Source organism: Sphingosinicella sp. BN140058 (assembly GCF_004135585.1).
In the GTDB taxonomy this organism is placed as follows: domain Bacteria; phylum Pseudomonadota; class Alphaproteobacteria; order Sphingomonadales; family Sphingomonadaceae; genus Allosphingosinicella.
Genome location: NZ_CP035501.1, coordinates 5,261,411 through 5,279,785 on the forward strand (window position 1 = coordinate 5,261,411; position 18,375 = coordinate 5,279,785).

The 18,375-nt window shown below is 66.3% G+C and carries 19 protein-coding genes; 13 read left to right on the forward strand and 6 right to left on the reverse strand.

The window, feature by feature from the left end; all coding sequences use genetic code 11:
• The first annotated feature begins 29 nt into the window (after positions 1–29).
• From aspS to ETR14_RS23890, 3 genes are all read left to right on the forward strand, one after another.
• On the forward strand, positions 30–1,847 hold the full coding sequence (aspS, locus tag ETR14_RS23880; protein WP_129389950.1) for an aspartate--tRNA ligase: 1,818 nt from the start codon (positions 30–32) through the stop codon (positions 1,845–1,847).
• Positions 1,848–1,921: 74 nt separating this feature from the next.
• Positions 1,922–2,701, forward strand: coding sequence for a polyphosphate kinase 2 family protein (locus tag ETR14_RS23885; protein WP_129389953.1), 780 nt, complete (start codon positions 1,922–1,924; stop codon positions 2,699–2,701).
• A gap of 151 nt (positions 2,702–2,852) precedes the next feature.
• Positions 2,853–3,248, forward strand: a complete 396-nt coding sequence (locus tag ETR14_RS23890) for a hypothetical protein (RefSeq protein WP_129389955.1) — start codon at positions 2,853–2,855, stop codon at positions 3,246–3,248.
• A gap of 36 nt (positions 3,249–3,284) precedes the next feature.
• On the opposite strand, the gene greB is transcribed toward ETR14_RS23890, so the two are convergent.
• The 3 genes from greB to ETR14_RS23905 form a co-directional block, all read right to left on the reverse strand.
• A complete protein-coding gene (gene greB, locus ETR14_RS23895; protein ID WP_129389958.1) occupies positions 3,285–3,785 on the reverse strand; it encodes a transcription elongation factor GreB in 501 nt (166 codons plus the stop codon).
• Between the two features lie 52 nt (positions 3,786–3,837).
• Positions 3,838–4,092 (reverse strand): hypothetical protein, encoded by a 255-nt coding sequence (locus ETR14_RS23900; RefSeq protein WP_243455664.1) that lies wholly within the window; start codon positions 4,090–4,092, stop codon positions 3,838–3,840.
• Between the two features lie 167 nt (positions 4,093–4,259).
• On the reverse strand, positions 4,260–5,312 hold the full coding sequence (locus ETR14_RS23905; RefSeq protein ID WP_129389963.1) for an SPOR domain-containing protein: 1,053 nt from the start codon (positions 5,310–5,312) through the stop codon (positions 4,260–4,262).
• A 205-nt stretch (positions 5,313–5,517) separates the two neighbouring features.
• Between ETR14_RS23905 and ETR14_RS23910 the strand changes: the two genes are divergently transcribed.
• The 3 genes from ETR14_RS23910 to ETR14_RS23920 are packed head-to-tail and all read left to right on the forward strand — an operon-like array spanning position 5,518 to position 8,223.
• Entirely contained in the window at positions 5,518–6,246 is a 729-nt protein-coding gene (locus ETR14_RS23910) for a ParA family protein (protein ID WP_129389966.1), read from the forward strand.
• 14 nt (positions 6,247–6,260) lie between these two features.
• Entirely contained in the window at positions 6,261–6,857 is a 597-nt protein-coding gene (locus ETR14_RS23915) for a hypothetical protein (protein WP_129389968.1), read from the forward strand.
• A 13-nt stretch (positions 6,858–6,870) separates the two neighbouring features.
• Complete coding sequence (locus ETR14_RS23920) at positions 6,871–8,223, forward strand: SPOR domain-containing protein (protein WP_165356598.1); 1,353 nt, start codon at positions 6,871–6,873, stop codon at positions 8,221–8,223.
• A 29-nt stretch (positions 8,224–8,252) separates the two neighbouring features.
• Here the strand turns inward: ETR14_RS23920 and ETR14_RS23925 are convergent, their stop codons facing one another.
• The 3 genes from ETR14_RS23925 to ETR14_RS23935 are packed head-to-tail and all read right to left on the reverse strand — an operon-like array spanning position 8,253 to position 10,795.
• Positions 8,253–9,179 (reverse strand): aspartate carbamoyltransferase catalytic subunit, encoded by a 927-nt coding sequence (locus ETR14_RS23925; RefSeq protein ID WP_129389974.1) that lies wholly within the window; start codon positions 9,177–9,179, stop codon positions 8,253–8,255.
• A gap of 48 nt (positions 9,180–9,227) precedes the next feature.
• Positions 9,228–9,689 carry a Holliday junction resolvase RuvX gene (gene ruvX / locus ETR14_RS23930; RefSeq protein WP_129389977.1) on the reverse strand — a complete coding sequence of 154 codons (462 nt, stop codon included), beginning with the start codon at positions 9,687–9,689 and terminating at the stop codon, positions 9,228–9,230.
• Positions 9,686–10,795, reverse strand: coding sequence for a DUF3089 domain-containing protein (locus tag ETR14_RS23935; RefSeq protein ID WP_129392333.1), 1,110 nt, complete (start codon positions 10,793–10,795; stop codon positions 9,686–9,688). The genes ruvX and ETR14_RS23935 overlap by 4 nt, the downstream gene beginning before the upstream one ends.
• Positions 10,796–10,928: 133 nt before the next feature.
• Between ETR14_RS23935 and ETR14_RS23940 the strand changes: the two genes are divergently transcribed.
• From ETR14_RS23940 to ETR14_RS23970, 7 genes are all read left to right on the forward strand, one after another.
• Entirely contained in the window at positions 10,929–12,617 is a 1,689-nt protein-coding gene (locus ETR14_RS23940; RefSeq protein WP_165356599.1) for a DUF4153 domain-containing protein, read from the forward strand.
• Positions 12,618–12,681: 64 nt separating this feature from the next.
• Complete coding sequence (gene gatC / locus ETR14_RS23945; protein WP_129389982.1) at positions 12,682–12,969, forward strand: Asp-tRNA(Asn)/Glu-tRNA(Gln) amidotransferase subunit GatC; 288 nt, start codon at positions 12,682–12,684, stop codon at positions 12,967–12,969.
• A complete protein-coding gene (gene gatA / locus ETR14_RS23950) occupies positions 12,969–14,450 on the forward strand; it encodes an Asp-tRNA(Asn)/Glu-tRNA(Gln) amidotransferase subunit GatA (protein WP_129389985.1) in 1,482 nt (493 codons plus the stop codon). Before gatC ends, gatA begins: the two co-directional genes overlap by 1 nt.
• A gap of 130 nt (positions 14,451–14,580) precedes the next feature.
• Complete coding sequence (gene gatB / locus ETR14_RS23955) at positions 14,581–16,053, forward strand: Asp-tRNA(Asn)/Glu-tRNA(Gln) amidotransferase subunit GatB (RefSeq protein WP_129389988.1); 1,473 nt, start codon at positions 14,581–14,583, stop codon at positions 16,051–16,053.
• 201 nt (positions 16,054–16,254) lie between these two features.
• Positions 16,255–16,521: a hypothetical protein gene (locus ETR14_RS23960; RefSeq protein WP_129389991.1), complete on the forward strand. Its 267-nt coding sequence runs from the start codon at positions 16,255–16,257 to the stop codon at positions 16,519–16,521.
• 125 nt (positions 16,522–16,646) lie between these two features.
• The gene (locus ETR14_RS23965) at positions 16,647–16,910 is read left to right on the forward strand and encodes a hypothetical protein (protein ID WP_129389994.1); all 264 of its coding nucleotides are present in this window, start codon (positions 16,647–16,649) and stop codon (positions 16,908–16,910) included.
• A 74-nt stretch (positions 16,911–16,984) separates the two neighbouring features.
• Positions 16,985–18,319, forward strand: a complete 1,335-nt coding sequence (locus ETR14_RS23970) for a nicotinate phosphoribosyltransferase (RefSeq protein WP_129389997.1) — start codon at positions 16,985–16,987, stop codon at positions 18,317–18,319.
• The last annotated feature ends 56 nt before the right edge of the window (positions 18,320–18,375 follow it).

Consider the following 18,375-nt stretch of genomic DNA (forward strand, 5'->3'; position numbering starts at 1 on the left):
CTCAGTCTACGCATAAGAAAGCGGCCAGCATGCACGCCTATCGCACCCACACTTGCGGCGAACTTCGCGCTTCCCACGTCGGGGAGACGGTCAAGCTCTCGGGCTGGATTCATCGCAAGCGCGATCACGGCGGCGTGCTCTTCGTCGACCTTCGCGACCATTATGGCATCACCCAGATCGTCGCCAAAGCAAACAGCGAGCCGCTTAAGATACTCGACGGCCTCCGCGTGGAATCGGTGGTGACGATCACCGGGATCGTCGTCGCGCGCGGGCCGGAGGCGTCCAACCCGAACCTTGCCACCGGTGAGGTCGAGCTCTCCGCCGATGATGTCGTGGTCCAGTCCGCCGCCGAGGAACTGCCGCTGCCGGTCGCCGGCGAGGCCGAATATCCGGAAGACACGCGGCTTCGTTACCGCTTCATCGATCTTCGCCGCGAGCGCATCCACGCCAACATCGTGCTTCGCTCCCAGGTGATCAGCTCGATCCGCAGGCGGATGACCGATCAGGGCTTCACCGAATTCCAGACTCCGATCCTGACCGCATCGAGCCCGGAAGGCGCTCGCGATTATCTTGTCCCGAGCCGGGTTCACCCGGGTAAATTCTACGCGCTCCCGCAGGCGCCGCAGATGTTCAAGCAGCTGCTCATGGTCGCCGGCTTCGACCGCTATTTCCAGATCGCGCCCTGCTTCCGCGACGAGGATGCACGCGCCGATCGCTCGCCGGGCGAATTCTACCAGCTCGATTTCGAGATGAGCTACGTCACCCAGGAAGACGTCTTCCAAGCGATCGAGCCGGTGCTCGCCGGCGTGTTCGAAGAGTTCGCGGCCGGCCGATCGGTGACTCCGGCCGGAAGCTTCCCGCGCATTCCGTACAAGGAGTCGATGCTCAAATACGGCAACGACAAGCCCGATCTGCGCAACCCGATCGTGATCACCGACGTCTCCCGCCATTTCGAGGGTTCGGGCTTCGGCCTGTTCGCTAACATCGTTGCCGGTGGCGGCGTGGTTCGCGCGATCCCGGCCCCCAACACCGCCGACAAGAGCCGCCGCTTCTTCGACGAGATGAACGAGTGGGCACGCTCGGAAGGCCATGCGGGCCTCGGCTACATCACTCAGAAGGGCGGCGAGCTCGGCGGCCCGATCGCCAAGAATCATGGCGAGGAGGCGACTCGCAAGCTGATCGCGGAGCTCGGCCTCGGGCCCGACGACGGCATCTTCTTCGCCGCCGGCAAGGAATTGCAGGCGGCAAAGCTCGCCGGCTTCGCGCGTACGCGCACTGCCGAATTGCTCGATCTGATCGACAAGAACCGGTTCGAATTCTGCTGGATCGTCGACTTCCCGATGTTCGAATATGACGAGGAAGCGAAGAAGGTCGATTTCTCGCACAATCCCTTCTCGATGCCCCAAGGCGAGCTCGAGGCGCTGGAGAGCAAGGATCCTCTCGACATCCTCGCCTATCAATATGACATCGTCTGCAACGGCGTGGAACTGTCGTCGGGCGCGATCCGAAACCATCGCCCCGACATCATGTACAAGGCGTTCGAGATTGCCGGCTATTCCAGGGAAGATGTCGACACCAACTTCTCCGGCATGATCAACGCGTTCAAGTTCGGGGCGCCGCCGCATGGCGGTTCCGCACCCGGCATCGACCGCATCGTCATGCTGCTGGCGGGCGAACCCAATATCCGCGAGGTCGTGCTGTTCCCGATGAACCAGCGCGCCGAGGATCTGATGATGGGCGCCCCGTCGGAAGTGACGGCCAAGCAGCTGCGCGAGCTTCACATCCGGATCGTCGAGCCGGCCGGCGCGGCCAAGAAGGATCCGACCAAGGTCGTCGCTCCGGAATAAGGAACGGCCGGGCGGCCATGGCCGTTCGGCTGATCCCCGGGGAAGCCGCGGGCGAGGCAAAGGAGCATCACTGCGTGGCGATCGATCTGTCGAATTTCGAGCAGGGCACGAAATACGAAGGGGACTATGACCAGGATCTGGAGGTGCTGCAGGAGCGCCTCTCCCGGGTTCTGGTCAGCCACATCGTCTACAAGAAGAGCAGCGTGATCGTCTGCGAAGGCTGGGACGCCGCCGGCAAGGGCGGGGCGATCCAGCGGATCACCACCGGCTGGGATCCCCGCGCCTTCAGCGTCTGGCCGATCTCCGCGCCGAGCGCGGAGGAGCAGGCTCGGCATTTCCTGTGGCGCTTCTGGAACAAGCTCCCGGGCAAGGGCGAGATCGGGATCTTCGATCGCAGCTGGTATGGCCGGGTGCTCGTTGAGCGGGTCGAGGAGCTCACGCCCGGTCCTGAATGGCGGCGCGGCTACGATGAGATCAACGAGTTCGAAGCGCAGCAGCATTTCAGCGGCACCGCGATCGTCAAACTCTTCTTTCACGTCACCCAGGAGACTCAGGACAAGCGGCTGAAGGCGCGGCTCGACCATCCGTGGAAACGCTGGAAGGTGACGGCGGACGACTTCCGCAATCGCAGCCGGCGCAAGGCGTATCTCGATGCCTATGCCGACATGTTCGAGCGCACCGACACGCGCTGGGCGCCCTGGACGGTGATCGACGGCAACAACAAGAAGGCAGCCCGAATCGCGGCCCTGACCGCGGTCGCCGATGCGCTGGAGGCCGCGGTGCCGCTGAAGGCCCCGAGGGCGGATCCCGAAGTGGAGCGGATCGCCGCCGAAGTCTTCGGGAAAGATGGTTAACGAAGCGAAACGATGAACCTTTCCGCAGGCTTCATGTTAAGCTTGGCGGAGCCAAGGCCTGAAAATGCGTTCCGGTTTCAGCGTCGACGAGGCAAGCACAGCGCACCGGAGCGCGCTTTCGGCGCGCCGGTGCAAAGGCCGGAGACCGAAGATGCGCACCTTCGCGATGATGTTCCTGTTGGCAGCCGCGGCCGGATCCGCCGCCTGTACGACCTATGACACTTATGGCGGCTATTCCCGTGCCTACGGCGATTACGCCTATGTCGGCCGCGACTATCAGCGGCTCGGCAACGATTGCGGTTTCTTCGAAGGCGAGGGCGGCGACGCGCTCGATCCGTGGCTGGCCTGCACCGACGAGGGCCGCGAGCTGGTGCGCGACCGCTACGACGACGATCAGGACCGACGAGTCACGCTCGCCACCGCCGACGAAGCCAATATCTGGTTCCGCCGCCACGCCGACACCGACGGCGACATGCGTCTCACCGACGGCGAGGTGAAGGCGGCCTTGGTCAACCACGTCCGCTTCATGGACGGCGGAGGGAGCTGAGGCCTGACCGCCTTGATCACCCGTCTCCCGTCCGGGTCAGGACTGGGCGACCGTACGAGGCGGATATCTGATCTCCACCACCTCGAGTTCGCGCTCTCCCGCCGGAAGGGTCACGCGGCGCACGTCGCCGACGGCCGCGCCGCGGATCGCGCGTGCGATCGGGGATGTCCAGGCGATCCGGCCCGCAGAGGGATCGGTCTCGTCCTCGCCCACCAGGGTGACGGTGCGGTGCTTGTCGTCCTCGTCGACCAGGATGACCGTGGCGCCGAAGAAGACCTTGTCGCGCGTCGGCTGCTGTGACGGATCGACGACCGTCGCATTCTTCATGCGCTTGGACAGCCAGCCGATGCGACGATCGATTTCGCGCAGCTTCTTGCGGCCGTAGATGTAGTCGCCGTTTTCGGAGCGGTCGCCATTGCCGGCCGCCCAGCTGATCGTCTCGACGAGCTGCGGCCGCTCGGTACCGAACAGCGCTTCATATTCCTCGCGCAGGCGCCGGTATCCGTCCGGGGTGATGTAATTGGGTTTGTCAGCCATGTGCCTTCCGTCTTCCGCTTCGCCGCGGAAGTCCAGCACGGAGCAGGAAGGATCAGAGCGGGCGGCTCATGTCCGCTGCGATCGCGGCGAGCGCGAAACCGACCGACTGCTCGCTGCAGATGAAATCCAGGCGAACGCCGTCATGGGCGAACGCCTGAACGACACCCCGGATCGTCCCCGCTTCGGGATGACGCAGTTCCACAGCGCTGCCGAGCGGCGGCCGGGCGTTGGTCTCGAGGAAGGCGCCTCGCGCACTCACTTCGCGAAGGGCTGCGGGCGACGGCGATTCGGCCACGAGAATGCACATCCGCCGGCGCCGCCAGCGCGATGCCATCCTCTCGTCCAGACCGATTCGCGCTCTCGCACCCATATGTAATCCCCGGCTGCCCACGGTCTCCTACGATAGATGGGCGCGGCGAAAAAAGGGTTAATAGCGGCCCTTTGGTCCGGATCGGACGGACCGAAGCGGCTCGGTCAGGGCGCAACCGGAAAGCAGGCGGAACCAGCGCTTTTCGCGGCGGAACAGACCTTGTCCGCGGCAGCGCGGCTGGGCAGCGCGCCGGCCTGAAGCCGCGTCACCGCGCCCGCGGGCACGTAGAAAGGCTGGAGGCTCGCCAAAGCACCGACCTTGCCGCGCAGACCTGCCCATTGCCGTTGCGCATTGGCCGAGGTGCTGAACGCGCCGAGCTGCACCCGCCAGCCGGCGCCGCGCACCGCCGGCGCTGCGGCCGTACGCACCGGCGCGCGGGGCGCAGGCGCAGCCTGCGCCGCACGGCTCGGCGCCGGAGTGGCACGCGCCGGCACCGAATTGGCGGGGGCGGGCGCGGCGAGCGTGGACTGGATCGCCGAATTGGCGGGCGGGAGGTTGGCCTTGCCGATCGATCCCGGAACCGGTGCCGGCTTGGCGGGACTCTTCTCCTCCATCTGCCGGGCGAGGGCAAGGCCCTGCTGGCGCTGGGCCAGTGGAATGATCTTGTCCATCTGCTCCAGGTTGGTGGCGGCGTTCGGCATGCCCTGGCCGGCTGCGCGCTGCATCAGGGCGTAGGCGCGCGGCCAATCCTGGGGCACCAGGTCGCCGTTGAACATCGCGGTGCCGAGCACGTATTGCGCGCGCGGGTCACCGCTCTCGGCCGCCTTGCGGATCCACGGCAGCGCGCGCTCGCGTTCGCCGTTTTGGAAGAGGGCGAGGCCGAGATTCGCCTGCGCCTGCTCGTGCCCCTGTTGCGCGGCTTTCTCGAACCAGCTTTGGGCGGTGCGCAGATCGGTCGGGACGCCTCGGCCGAGGCGATAGGCCTGACCGAGATTGAATTGCGCGTCGGCATTGCCCGCGTCGGCGATCGGGCGCCAGGTCCGCACGGCGCCGCCGTAATCGCCCTTCTGCCAGGCATCGATGCCCTGCTTCACCTGCGTCTTCGCGCCGTCGCCATAAGCCTCGCCCCCGGGGGCGAGCGCCAGGGTCGTGCCGGCGCCAAGAAGAAGGGCTGCCGTCACCGTTGCGGCGAGAAGCTTGCGGCCCGTGATCTGCATCGCTGAACTCCGTCGTATCTGCCGGGGTCGCTACCCCAAGATTGTTAATTCGCTCTTAGCATTACGCGGGAACAGGGCGGCTCGATGACGTCATCAAGTCGGCGAATCAGACGCATTGTGACGCCAAGTCGTTGGCGCGTTAACCGAAATTTAGCCGAGCCTGGTGCAAGAGGCGGCCTACGAACCTGCGAGGTGAGGGGAAAGCATGCGCGTACTGGCATTGTCGTCGCAAAAAGGTGGCTCGGGTAAGACGACCCTGTCGGGCCATCTTGCCGTGCAGGCGGAACGCGCCGGGGCAGGCCCCGTCGTTCTGATCGACATCGATCCCCAGGGCTCGCTCGCCGACTGGTGGAACGAGCGCGAGGCCGAGATGCCGGCGTTTGCGCAGACCACGGTGGCGCGCCTCGCCGCCGACCTCGAAATGCTGCGCAGCCAGGGCTTCAAGCTCGCCGTGATCGATACGCCTCCCGCCATCACCATGGCGATCCAGAGCGTGATCCAAGTTGCCGAGCTCATCGTCATTCCGACCCGCCCGTCGCCGCACGATCTGCGTGCCGTCGGCGCCACCGTCGACTTGTGCGAACGCGCGGGCAAGCCGCTCATCTTCGTCGTCAACGCCGCCACGCCCAAGGCGCGAATCACCTACGAAGCGGCGGTTGCGCTCTCGCAGCACGGTACCGTCGCTCCCGTGACCCTTCACCACCGCACCGATTTCGCTGCATCGATGATCGACGGCCGCACCGTCATGGAGGTCGATCCCAAGAGCAAGTCCGCCCGCGAGGTGGAGGAGCTTTGGGATTATATCTGCGACCGGCTCGAGAAGAATTTCCGCCGCACCGTCTTCACCGCGCCGGGCAGCTTCGTTCCCGGGGCGTCGCATGCGACTGCCGCGCGTCCCGCTGCCGGCTTCGGTCGCCGCGTGGTCGGCCAGTGACCGGGGACCGGACGATGCGCGACACCAAGTCCTTCGCTTCCCTCTCTTCCGGGCTGCTTGCCCGCAAGGGCACGGCCAAGCCGGCAATGCGTCCGCAGGGCTTCGGCAGCTTCGGCGGCAGCCTCGAGGATCTGGGTTGGAACGACATGGGCCAGCAGGCCCATGCGGCCGCGCAGCCCGAGATCGCCCCGCTTGCCGGCGCGGCAGGGCTGACGCCTTCGCCGGTGCGCAGCGCCCCCGAAGCGGCTCCCGAGCCGGCGGTGGTCGCCCATCGCCGCGCGCTCGAGCAGAGCTTCGCGCCGGCCGAGCCTGTCGAGGAGGCGGCGCCCGCACCCGTCTCGGCGCCCGCGGAAGTGGTGAGCCTGCCGCAGCGCCCGCGGCGCGCGCAGAGCAAGCGGCAGCCGCAAACCGCCGCTATACCTGCCAAGTCCAAGGCAGCTTTCACGCTCCGGCTCGATCCGGACCGCCACCTGCGCCTCCGCCTGGCCTGTGCGATCTCGAATCGTTCGGCTCAGCAACTGGTCACCGGCGCCCTCGATGAATTTCTGAAATCTCTTCCCGAAGTCGATGCGCTGGCCGAGCGGCTGCCGATCGAAGCCTCGGGCCGCTGAGCGGAGTGAAGTGATGAACAGCAGCAAGGTCCTCAAATTCGGCTTCGCCGGCCTCGCTTTGGCGGGAACCATGGTCGCCTGCAATCCGGGCACCAAGGCCTTCCGCCCGAACAGCGTCTCGGCCCAGCAGTCGAAGAGCGAACAGGAGGCTCTGGCCGCTTACGCCAAGGCGAATGCGGCAAGCCAGCAGTCGGACTTCGCCGGTGCCCTCGTTCACGCCGAACGTGCGGTCGAGCTGTCGCCCCAGGATGTCGGCTTCCGCATGCTGCTCGGCGATCTGTACATCAAGAACGGTCGATTCCACTCTGCCGAGACCACGTTTCAGGACGTGCTGACGCTCGATCCTTCCAACGTACGTGCCGGTCTCTGGATCGCCTTGACGCGGATCGCCGTCGGCGAGCGTGCCGCTGCGATCGCGCAGCTCGAGGACATGCCGCAGGCACCGGCGGCCGATCTCGGTCTCGCTTATGCGCTCGCCGGCGAAACCGTGAAGGCCGTGTCGCTGCTCGAGCCGGCCGCCCGTGAAGCCGGCGCCGCCGCCCGCGTTCGCCAGAATCTGGCGCTGGCTTATGCGCTTTCGGGCGATTGGGAAAAGGCCCGCACCACCGCCGCCCAGGACATCGCACCGGATCAATTGAGCGGCCGTCTCCAGCAATGGGCCGCACTCGCCAAGCCGAACCAGCCGGCTGCCCAGGTCGCCGCCTTCGTCGGCGTGACTCCGGCGGCCGACGATGCCGGCCAGCCCGCACGCCTTGCCCTGGCGCCCACGGCGGACACGGGGACGGCGCTCGCGTCTGCCGAGCAGGCCGAGGCCGCGCCGGTCGCGGCCGTCTACGCGCAGGAAGCCGCACCGGCTGCGGTCGAGGCGCCGGTGCAAACCGCCGACATGTCGGATTGGGTCTCCGCCCGCGATACCCAGGAAGCAACCCAGCCGGTTTATGCCTCGGCCGTGGACACTCTGGTGGGGTCGCAGCCGGAAGCAATCCGCGCGGTCGCTCCCGCCAAGCAGGCCGCGCGCAGCTTCCGCGCTTCGCCGGCGGTTCTGTCGCGTGGCGGCAGCGCACGCGGTGCGGGCGGCTTCGCGGTCCAGCTCGGCGCGTTCAGCAGCCCCGCGGCCGTCGAGCGCGCCTGGGCTTCCGCCTACAAGCGCTACGGCTTCTCCAGCCAGACTCCGCTGTCGACCACGGTCAAGCTTCCCCATGGCGTGTTCCACCGGCTGTCGGTGGCCGGGTTCGACAGTCGCGGCGAGGCCGCGCAGGTCTGCGCGTCGGTCAAGGCGAAGGGCGGCGTCTGCTTCGTTCGTGCGGTCGCCGGCGATGCGCCGGTCCAGTGGGCAAGCCGATATACCAACATCCGCCGCGGCTGAGCCGACGACGAACGCCGGGGGGAGGGGCTTCAGCCTCTCCGTTCGCGCGTCAGCACGTCGAGCACGGCCATGCGCATCGCGACCCCCATCTCGACCTGCTCGAGAATGGCCGATCGGTTTGGATCGTCGGCAACGTCGCTTGCGATCTCGACGCCGCGATTCATCGGCCCTGGATGCATCACCACCGCATCCGGGGCGGCACGCTTCAGCCGCTCGCGGGTGAGGCCATACTGGGCGTGAAAATCGTCGAGCGAGCCCGATACGCTCGCTTCCATGCGCTCGCGCTGGATGCGCAGCATCATCACGATGTCTGCGCCCTCAATGCCCTCGTCGAGGCTGGTGAAGGCCGGGATGCCGCGCGTGTCGTCCGGCAGCAGGGCTGCGGGACCGACGACCCGCACCTCCGCACCGAGCCTGGGCAAGAGCCGCATGTTGGAGCCGGCCACCCGGCTGTGCCGGATGTCGCCGCAGATCGCGACTTTCAGACCTTCGATTCGGCCCTTGCGGCGGCGCATGGTCAACGCGTCGAGCAAGGCCTGCGTCGGGTGCTCGCCAGTGCCGTCACCCGCGTTGATCACCGCGCAATTGACGACATCGGCGACATCCGCCGGCGCACCCGTCGCCGAATGACGGATCACCATCACGTCGGGCTGCATCGCATCGAGGGTCAATGCGGTGTCGATCAGGCTCTCGCCCTTCTGGACCGACGATCCGATTGCATGGAAGTTCGCGACAACTGCGCCGAGCCGTTTGCCCGCGACTTCGAACGAGAACAGCGTGCGCGTCGAGTTCTCGAAGAAGACGTTGAACTGGGTGAGGCCGGCGAGGCGATCGTCCTGCTTGCGCTTCTGCCTGTTGAACCTGGCCCAATGTTCGGCCTCGTCGAGAAGGAAGCGGATGTCGTCGGCGGAGAGCTGCTCGATACCGAGCAGGTGGCGGTGCGCGAAGCTGGACATGAGCGCACCCGATAGGACCGTGAGGGTAAGGGAGCAAGCGCCGGGCGCTCAGCCCATCATCAACCCGTCGATCGCTCCCTGCAGAATGTACGCCGCCGCCATTTTGTCGACCAGTTCGGCGCGGCGCGCGCGGCTCGCGTCGGCGTCGATCAGCGCCCGGGTCACCGCCTGGGTCGACCAGCGCTCGTCCCACAGCAGGATGGGCAGGCCAAGCGGCTGGGCGTTGCGGGCGAACGCGCGGGTCGATTGCGTGCGCGGGCTGTCGGTGCCGTCGAGATTGAGCGGCAGCCCGATGACGATCCCGCGGACGCCTTGTGCCGAGGCGAATATCCGGAGGCGCTCGAGATCGGCCTGAAACTTGGTGCGGCGAATCAGCTCCGCGGCGGACGCGATCGACCAGCCGGCGTCGCAGAGCGCGACTCCGATCGTCTTGGTGCCGACATCCAGGCCCATCAGCCGGCCGCCCTCGGGCAGCAGGTCGCGAAACTCGGCGATCCGGGTCGTGATCATCGGCGCCGGAACGCCGCCAGCCGGGCGGCGGCATCGGCACGGATATTGGCCCAGAACAGGGCGTAATCGTAGACGTGGTAGTTGTTGCCCGGCAGCACGTACGGGCCGAGATCCGGTCCGTTTTCGCCGATCAGAAGGAAGCCGCGCACGTCGCAGCGCGCCGGCACCGCCGGCGTGGTAAGCTTGCCTTCGGTGAGTTCCTTGTTCGGCACGAGCATGCCGAGATTGGCCTCTGCCGCCGCTTCGCCGCTGCGGATGCCGGTGATCGGATTGACGCACAGCATCGGCGATCCGGCACGCGGAATGCCGGTCGGACCGGACGAAGCATCGTAGACGTCGGTGACCAGCTTCGGATCGGCGGGTTCGGCGAAGCTTTGCCAACTGAGTATGCAGCGCGCCTGATCGCGCGTTTCGCAGGCGGGCAGGCCGAGCGCGGGAAGGTCGGCAGTGATCGATATCGGCCAGCCGGCCACGTAGGCGGCGACGATGCGCTTGGCCAGCGGCGTGCCGGCAACCCGCTCGCGCAGCAGGCGGGTGAGTTGGAGGCTTCCCTGGCTGTGGCCGGCCAGGATGATCGGGCGGTCCTTGGGCGCCTCCGCGAGGAAGGTGTCGAATGCGGCGAGGACGTCGCGATAGGCAAAGTCGAGCGCCTTCTGCGCCTCCGCCTTCGTGGTCAGGAACGCGCCGAACGTCGCCTGACGATATTTGGGTGCCCAGATGTCGGCGATGTCGTTGAACGCGCTCGCCTGGCTGCGCACGAACAAGCGGGCCCGCCACTGCGAATCCTGATGGTCGAGCGGCGCATTCCAGGCCGATTTCTCAAGATAGGATGTCGGGTGTATGAAGAAGACCAGCGCGTCGGTCTTGCCGCTGCGCACCACGCCCGGCGGGGTCCACAGCGACGGATTTTGCTTCACATCCGGCCGCGCGAGCCACATGTCGGCCTTGTCGTAGACCCGCGTTGCCGGCGGCGGCCCGCCTTCGAAGGCGGCGCTCGGGACGAGGGTCATCCGCAGGAATTCGTTACCGTAGAGCCGGAACGCGATCAGGCCGATCAGAACCAGCACGACAAGCCCCGCAATCACCCACAGGAAACGCCGCGCCAGCATCAATTCCTCCGAAACTGCATCAGGGCTGCACAAGCGGATGGCAGGGATGGATGCAAGGAATAAGACAGGCCGGCAGGGAAGGCCGCCACCGGGGTGGGCCCGGCGGTGGGCCGCAACCGGGGAGAGTGGAGTGGGCGAGGAAGCCGGCATCGATCACGGACCATGGCCGGCGCGCGCAGCATTGCTGGCAGTGCTCGGAGCGGCGACGGGAATACTCATCCACCAGCTTACCGATGGCGGCGCGTTCGAGAGGGAAGGCCGGTTGGATGTGTCGGTCGCCGCGTTTCTCGGCGTGTCCGGCATCCTGTTGTCGCTCGGCCTCGAGCGCCTTCGCTGGCGATGGACGGCGATGTTCGCGATCGGCGGAGGCCTCGCCGCCGGCTTCGTGGTCTGCGCGAACGGCGCGCCGGGCGAATGGGGCGCGGGCGAGGGCTGGCGCTTTGTTTCGTCGATCGTCGCGGTCATCTTGGCCTTGCCGCAGTTCCAGGCTGCCCGCGATCGTGCGCGGCTCGATCTCTCCCCGTCCGGAATTCTCGCCCATATCTGGACCGATCTGATCCTCGGGCTGGCCGCTTGCGCGTTCGTGCTGGTCGCAATCCTGCTGACGGTCTTGCTCGCCGCCTTGTTTGCGTTGATTGGGCTCGATGCCTTGCAGACGCTGATCGAGAAAGGTTGGCTCCTCGCCGCGATCGCCTGTGCTGCCTTCGGGGGAGCGATCGGCCTGCTCCGCGATCGGGAGGGCGTTGTCGAGACGCTGCAGCGTGTAATCCGGGCAATCCTCTCGGTGCTCGCGCCGGTTCTTGCGGTCGGACTCGTCCTCTTCGTGTTGTCCCTGCCGTTCACCGGCCTCGAACCACTTTGGGAGAGTACCAAGGCGACGACACCGATCCTGCTCGTCTCGGTCCTCGGCGCGATCGTCCTGGTCAACGCGGTGGTGGGAAACGATGAAGAGGAAGAGTCGCACCAGCGTGCCCTTCGCGCTTCGGCGATCGCACTTGCACTTGTCGGGCTGCCTCTCGGCGGCGTTGCCGCAGTGTCGACGGCCAGGCGAATCAGCCAATATGGGCTTACGCCGGATCGCCTTTGGGCGGCCGTCTTCGTCGGTGCCGTGCTTGCATTCGCAATCGGCTACCTGGTCGCGATCGCGTGGGGACGACGATCCTGGGCAGAGGCGCTACGGCGAACCAACGTCCTGCTCGCTGCGGGTCTGTCGGGCACCACGCTCTTCCTCGCGCTGCCGATCGTGAGCTTCGGCGCCATCTCCGCCCGCGATCAGGTGGCGCGGCTGGAACAGGGCCGCATCGCCCATGATAAGTTTGACTGGGCAGCCTTGCGGTTCGACTTCGGCCCTGCCGGGCGGCGAGCGCTGGAGACCCTCTCCCGAAGCCCTTCGGCCATCATCCGCAGGCGCGCCGCCGAGGCGCTTGCCGCCCGAACCCGATGGGAATTGCTGTCCAACGCCGCCGAGCCGTCCATACCCGCACCGCGCCCGATGGCGGTGACGCCTGAGGGCACGAGCGTGCCGCCCGCGCTTTCGGACGCGATCAACAAGGAGGGGCTGTGCGGCGTCCGCTCGTGCCGGCTTGTCATCGACTCGCCCTCACGTGCGGTGCTCCTCAGCGTGTCATGCGAGGAATGCCCGCCCGATGCCGCCCTGTTCGATCGCAGATCCGACGGTTCGTGGCGGCCCGACGCAGTTGGCGCAGCCCCGGCGCAGCCGCCGGTGATCGGTTTGCCGGCGGGCAAGATCGAGGTGCGGACCGTCACTGCCCGCAAGATCTATGTCGATGGGAAGCCGATCGGACACGCGATCGAGTGAGTGGCGGCCTGGCCGGGTGCGCGCCGTCCTTGATGCACCGCAACGTGGATGCTAGCGCGCCTTCATGTCCGTCGATACCGCAACCGTCCGCCATATCGCGCGCCTGGCCCGCATTGCTGTCAGCGATGCCGAGGTCGAGGCGCTCGCGCCCGAACTGAACAACATCCTCGGCTGGGTCGAGCAATTGCAGGAGGTTGACGTCTCCGGCGTCGAGCCGATGACGGCGGTCATCCCCAATCATCTGCGCCTGCGCGAAGATCAGGTGACCGATGGCGGCATTCGCGAGGCCGTTCTCGCCAATGCGCCGGTGGCCGAACACGGCTTTTTCGCCGTTCCCAAGGTGATCGAATAATGACCGATTTGACCCAGCTCGGCGTCGCCCAGATTCGCGACGGCGTCCGCGACGGCAATTTCAAGGCGCGCGAGGTGGCCGAAGCCTTCATCGCGCAGGTCGAGGCAGGGCGGGCGCTCAACGCTTTCGTCATCGAGACTCCGGAGCATGCATTGGCCGCCGCCGATGCCGCCGACGCGGCCCGCGCTTCCGGCGACCTCAAGCCGCTGTCGGGCGTCCCGCTCGGCATCAAGGACCTGTTCGCCACCAAGGGCTATCAGACCACCGCCGGCAGCAACATGCTGAAGGGGTTCGAGCCGGTCTACGAATCGACGGTGAGCGGCAATCTGTTCGCCGCCGGCGCCGGTATGCTCGGCAAGCTCAACATGGACGAATTCGCGATGGGCTCGTCGAACGAGACCAGCGCCTTCGGCAACGTGCTGTCGCCCTGGCGCCGGAACGACGGCGGAAATGCGGGGATCACCCCGGGCGGGTCCTCGGGCGGCTCGGCCTCGGCGGTTGCGGCGCGGCTCGCGCCCGGCGTGACCGGCACGGATACCGGCGGCTCAATCCGTCAGCCCGCCGCCTTCACCGGCATTTCGGGCATCAAGCCGACCTACGGTCGCTGCTCGCGCTTCGGCATGGTCGCATTCGCCTCGAGCCTCGATCAGGCCGGCCCGATGGCGCATGACGTCCGCGACTGCGCGATCATGCTTGAGGCGATGGCAGGCTTCGACCGCAAGGATTCCACCTCGCTCGATCTGCCGGTGCCGAAGTGGGAGGCCAGTCTTTCCAGCGATATTCGCGGTAAGCGGATCGGCATCCCCAGGGAATATCGGATCGACGGCGTGCCCGAGGAAATCGACGCCGTTTGGGAACAGGGCATCGCCTGGATGCGCGACGCGGGCGCCGAGATCGTCGAAGTCTCGCTGCCGCACACCAAATATGCGCTGCCGACCTATTACATCATCGCGCCGGCGGAGGCTTCGTCGAATCTCGCCCGCTATGACGGGGTACGTTACGGCCAGCGAGTCGCACCGGAAAACGGCAACCTCACCGACATGTACGAAGCGACCCGCGCGGCCGGCTTCGGCGCCGAGGTCAAGCGCCGGATCATGATCGGCACCTACGTGCTGTCGGCCGGCTTCTACGACGCCTATTTCAACCAGGCGCAGAAGGTGCGGGCGCTGATCGCGCGCGATTTCCACCAGGCCTTCGAGAGCGTCGACCTGCTGCTCACCCCGACGGCGCCGTCGGCGGCCTTCGGGCTCGGCGAGAAGACGGCCGATCCGATCGCAATGTATCTGAATGACGTGTTCGCTGTTCCCGCCAGTCTTGCCGGACTGCCGGCGATGGCGGTTCCTGCCGGTGTCGATCGTCAGGGCCTGCCGCTCGGCCTGCAACTGATCGGCCGTCCGCTGGACGAGCAGGGCGTCCTCAACGCCGCGCTCGCCTTCGAGGAGCGTGCCGGCTTCACCGCACGCCCGGAGGCCTGGTGGTGAGCATCTCTTGGCCCGAAGCAGAGTCCGTTCGCGCTGAGCCTGTCGAAGCGCTTTTCTTCCTTGCAGCCGAAGGGAAAGGAAGGGCTTCGACAAGCTCGGCCCGAACGGCTCACGTTCTCGGAACGCACGCATGAGCAATTATCGCATCCAGGGCGCCACCGGTGAGTGGGAGGTCGTGATCGGCCTCGAGGTCCACGCCCAGATCACGTCCAACGCCAAGCTCTTCTCGGGCGCTGCAACCGAATTCGGGGCCGAGCCTAACAGCCAGGTCAGCCTGGTCGACGCGGCGATGCCCGGCATGCTGCCGGTGCCCAACCAGGAATGCATCCGGCAGGCGGTGCGCACCGGCATGGCGCTGGAGGCCAGGATCAATCCCTGGTCGCGTTTCGACCGGAAGAACTATTTCTACGCCGATCTGCCGCAGGGCTATCAGATCAGCCAGCTCTACCACCCGATCGTCGGCGAAGGCGGAATCGAGATCCTGCTCGACGAGAAGGACGAGAGCTCGGCCAAGACCGTGGGCATCGAGCGCATCCATATCGAACAGGATGCCGGCAAGCTGATGCACGATCAGCATCCGAGCTTCTCCTACGTCGATCTCAATCGTTCGGGCGTGGCGCTGATGGAGATCGTCTCGAAGCCCGACATGCGCAGCCCCGAGGAAGCCGGCGCTTACGTCAGAAAGCTTCGTTCGATCCTGCGCTACGTCGGCAGCTGCGACGGCAATATGGAGCAGGGCAGCATGCGCGCCGACGTCAACGTCAGCGTGCGCAAGCCGGGCGCGCCGTTCGGAACCCGTACCGAGACCAAGAACGTAAACTCGGTCCGCTTCATCATGGCGGCGATCGAATATGAGGCGAACCGTCAGGTCGACGTGCTCGAAAGCGGCGGCCAGATCGTCCAGGAAACCCGTCTGTTCGATCCCGACAAGGTCGAGACCCGAAGCCTCCGCTCCAAGGAAGAAGCGCATGATTATCGCTACTTCCCCGATCCCGATCTGCTGCCGGTTGAGCTCAGCGACGCCTTCCTCGCCGAATGCCGGGAGTCGCTGCCGGAGCTCCCCGATGCCAAGCGCCGCCGCTACGAGACCGGCCTCGGCCTGACGCCGTACAATGCGGCGGTGCTGACCGCAGAGGTGGACACCGCCCGCTGGTTCGAAGAGCTGCTCGCGCAGCTTGGCGACGCACACGCCGCGCGTGCCGCGAATTGGGTGATCTCCGATCTGTTCGGTGCCCTGAACCGGCTCGGCCGAAGCCTGCTAGATAGCCCGGTCACGCCCAAGCAGGCCGCCGAACTGCTCGCGCTGGTTGCGGACGGCACTCTGTCCGGCACTCTGTCCAAGCAGGTGTTCGAGATCATGCTCGAGACCGGCCAGGATCCGGGCGCGATTGTCGAGGAGCGGGGGCTGAAGCAGACTTCCGACACCGGAGCGATCGAGAAGGTGATCGCCGAAGTGATGGCGGCCAATGCCGACAAGGTCGCTGAATATCGCGGCGGCAAAGAAAAATTGTTCGGCTTCTTTGTCGGCCAGACGATGAAGGCCATGGCAGGCAAGGGAAACCCGGCGGTCGTCAACGAGCTGCTGAAGAAAACCCTCGGCTGAACGGAGCGGCGCGGCCTCGGGGCCGCGCCGCGCGTCCCGCGCTCTGCCCGAGAGTGCGTCCTCACGGACACAATCGCGACAATATCGCACCAATCCCGCCATCGACCTGCAACGGTCGGTGTTCATAGCGCGTTCAACTCGTCGATGAGATAGAACGTTTCATCGCAGGCGTAACGTTTTTTCTGCGACAGGGAGTGAGTGATGTTGAGAGCCATTCAGGGTAGCAGGGCCTTTCCGCACGATCCGTCGATGCGCGGTTATCAGCTGGTCTATCGTCCGGGCGAGGTGAACCAGTGTCCGGGCTGCGGCCGCAGTCACTGGCTGGTCGGACGCGTGTCCGCCGAGTGCGGCTTCTGTGCGACGGCGCTTGCGCTCGCCGATACCGGCATGACCGGAGTCGGCACGATGTACCGGCCGCATGCGAAGCCGGACCGCTTTCCGGACGCCGAGTTCGACGTCGCCGCGTGACCGATCGTCCCACTTCGCCGTGGCTCTTTCGCAACGCGGCTAAGTAATTGAAAATTTCGCGGTAACCAGTCTCCACCTGGCCCCATTCTCTCGCTACGAAGAGAAGACGGGTAGGGAGTGAGTGCGTGGGCTTGAGCGAACAGGGTTCCGAGTTTCTTCACGACGGCGGCGCTGCCGCCAATGATGATCATGGCGCGGGTGCGCGAGTAACCTATCGTCCGGGCGAGACCAGGACTTGTCCGGAATGCGGCGCCGCCCACTGGCTGGTCGGCCGGCTGCTTGCCGAGTGCAACGACTGCGGCACTGCGGTGCCGCTCGGCGAGGTCAAGCTGCACGGCGCCGGCGCCGACCGCGGGCGCCGGGGCTGGAAGCACGGCCGCGCCGCCTGAGGCGACGACCCAGATCTTGCATCTTTGACGGCTTCGGGCAGTGAGCGGCGGAACGTCGCTTACGAGGAGCCGTGATGGATTTCGCCCGCCGCGCCTGGGATCACAGCTTCCCGATGGATCCGATCGTCCGGACCCTGCTCGACACGGACTTCTACAAGTTCCTGATGGGGCAGATGATCTGGGAGAAGCATTTCAACGACGAGGCGACGTTCGCCTTGTCGAATCGCACGAAATCGGTGCGCCTGGGCGACATGATCGATCTCGGCGAGCTCAGGGAGCAGCTCGATCACGTCCGGTCGCTCCGCTTCCAGGCCAATGAGCTGATCTGGCTGCGCGGCCAGACCTTCTACGGGCAGGAGGGCATGTTCAGCCCGTCCTACATCGATTTCCTCCGCCGCCTGCGGCTTCCCGACTACGAACTCGGCATCGACCCCCAGAGCGGACAGGTCGTCTTCGAGACGCATGGCCGCTGGGCCGAGGTCACGTTCTGGGAGATCTACGTCCTGTCCGTGGTCAACGAGCTGCGCAATCGCGCGGTCATGAAGACGATGGGGCGCAGCCAGCTCGACATCCTCTACGCCCGCGCCAAGGTGAAGCTCTACGCCAAGCTCGAGCGCTTGGCCAAGCTCGACGACCTCAATCTGACCGATTTCGGCACCCGCCGCCGGCATGGCTTTCTGTGGCAGGAGCATTGCATTCTCACCGCCCGGGAGGTTCTCGGCGACGCATTCACCGGCACGTCCAATGCCTTCCTGGCGCTGAAGCATGGCCTCGAGGCACGGGGCACCAACGCCCATGAGCTGCCGATGGCGCTTGCGGCGCTGTGCCCGCCGCAGGACGAAGCCTGTCTGGCAGCGGCGCAGTACAAGGTGCTGCAGCAATGGCAGAACAGCTACCGCGGCGGCCTGCTCGTCTTCCTTCCGGACACGTTCGGCACCAGCCAGTTCCTCGCCAACGCGCCGCAATGGGTCTCGAACTGGACGGGCGCGCGCCCCGATTCCAAGCCGCCCGTCGAAGCCGGCGAGGAACTCATCGCCTTCTGGGAGCGGATGGCCGTCGATCCCAAGGAGAAGCTGATCATCTTCTCCGATGGCATGGACGTCGAAATACCGGGCTTCACCGTGAACGGCAGCGACATCGTCGCGGTGCACGATCGGTTCCATGGGCGGGTGCGCCTCGGCTTCGGTTGGGGCACGATGCTGACCAATGATTTTCTCGGCTGCCATCCGACCGACGGTGACGCGCTCAAGCCGATTTCGCTGGTCTGCAAGCTCAAGGCGGCGAACGGGCATCCTGCGGTCAAGCTCAGCGACAATTACAGCAAGGCGACCGGCCCTGCGGAGGAGGTGGCGCGGTACCGCGCTGTATTCGGAAGCGCCGGACTGTCCGAGGTGCCGACGCGGGTGTGATCTGCGCCTCGGCTCTCCCGAGGGGGACCGTATCCTGCGACAAATCGCGACACTTT

What these genes read in the sequence shown, in the direction of transcription:
- ETR14_RS23920 (WP_165356598.1), top strand. Translation starts at nt 6,871, where the DNA reads ATGAACAGCAGCAAGGTCCTCAAATTCGGCTTCGCCGGCCTCGCTTTG.
- ETR14_RS23910 (WP_129389966.1), top strand. Translation starts at nt 5,518, where the DNA reads ATGCGCGTACTGGCATTGTCGTCGCAAAAAGGTGGCTCGGGTAAGACG.
- ruvX (WP_129389977.1), bottom strand. Translation starts at nt 9,689, where the DNA reads ATGATCACGACCCGGATCGCCGAGTTTCGCGACCTGCTGCCCGAGGGC.
- greB (WP_129389958.1), bottom strand. Translation starts at nt 3,785, where the DNA reads ATGGCTGACAAACCCAATTACATCACCCCGGACGGATACCGGCGCCTG.
- ETR14_RS23960 (WP_129389991.1), top strand. Translation starts at nt 16,255, where the DNA reads ATGTTGAGAGCCATTCAGGGTAGCAGGGCCTTTCCGCACGATCCGTCG.
- ETR14_RS23925 (WP_129389974.1), bottom strand. Translation starts at nt 9,179, where the DNA reads ATGTCCAGCTTCGCGCACCGCCACCTGCTCGGTATCGAGCAGCTCTCC.
- ETR14_RS23905 (WP_129389963.1), bottom strand. Translation starts at nt 5,312, where the DNA reads ATGCAGATCACGGGCCGCAAGCTTCTCGCCGCAACGGTGACGGCAGCC.
- ETR14_RS23890 (WP_129389955.1), top strand. Translation starts at nt 2,853, where the DNA reads ATGCGCACCTTCGCGATGATGTTCCTGTTGGCAGCCGCGGCCGGATCC.
- gatA (WP_129389985.1), top strand. Translation starts at nt 12,969, where the DNA reads ATGACCGATTTGACCCAGCTCGGCGTCGCCCAGATTCGCGACGGCGTC.
- ETR14_RS23915 (WP_129389968.1), top strand. Translation starts at nt 6,261, where the DNA reads ATGCGCGACACCAAGTCCTTCGCTTCCCTCTCTTCCGGGCTGCTTGCC.
- ETR14_RS23900 (WP_243455664.1), bottom strand. Translation starts at nt 4,092, where the DNA reads ATGTGCATTCTCGTGGCCGAATCGCCGTCGCCCGCAGCCCTTCGCGAA.
- gatB (WP_129389988.1), top strand. Translation starts at nt 14,581, where the DNA reads ATGAGCAATTATCGCATCCAGGGCGCCACCGGTGAGTGGGAGGTCGTG.
- gatC (WP_129389982.1), top strand. Translation starts at nt 12,682, where the DNA reads ATGTCCGTCGATACCGCAACCGTCCGCCATATCGCGCGCCTGGCCCGC.
- aspS (WP_129389950.1), top strand. Translation starts at nt 30, where the DNA reads ATGCACGCCTATCGCACCCACACTTGCGGCGAACTTCGCGCTTCCCAC.
- ETR14_RS23970 (WP_129389997.1), top strand. Translation starts at nt 16,985, where the DNA reads ATGGATTTCGCCCGCCGCGCCTGGGATCACAGCTTCCCGATGGATCCG.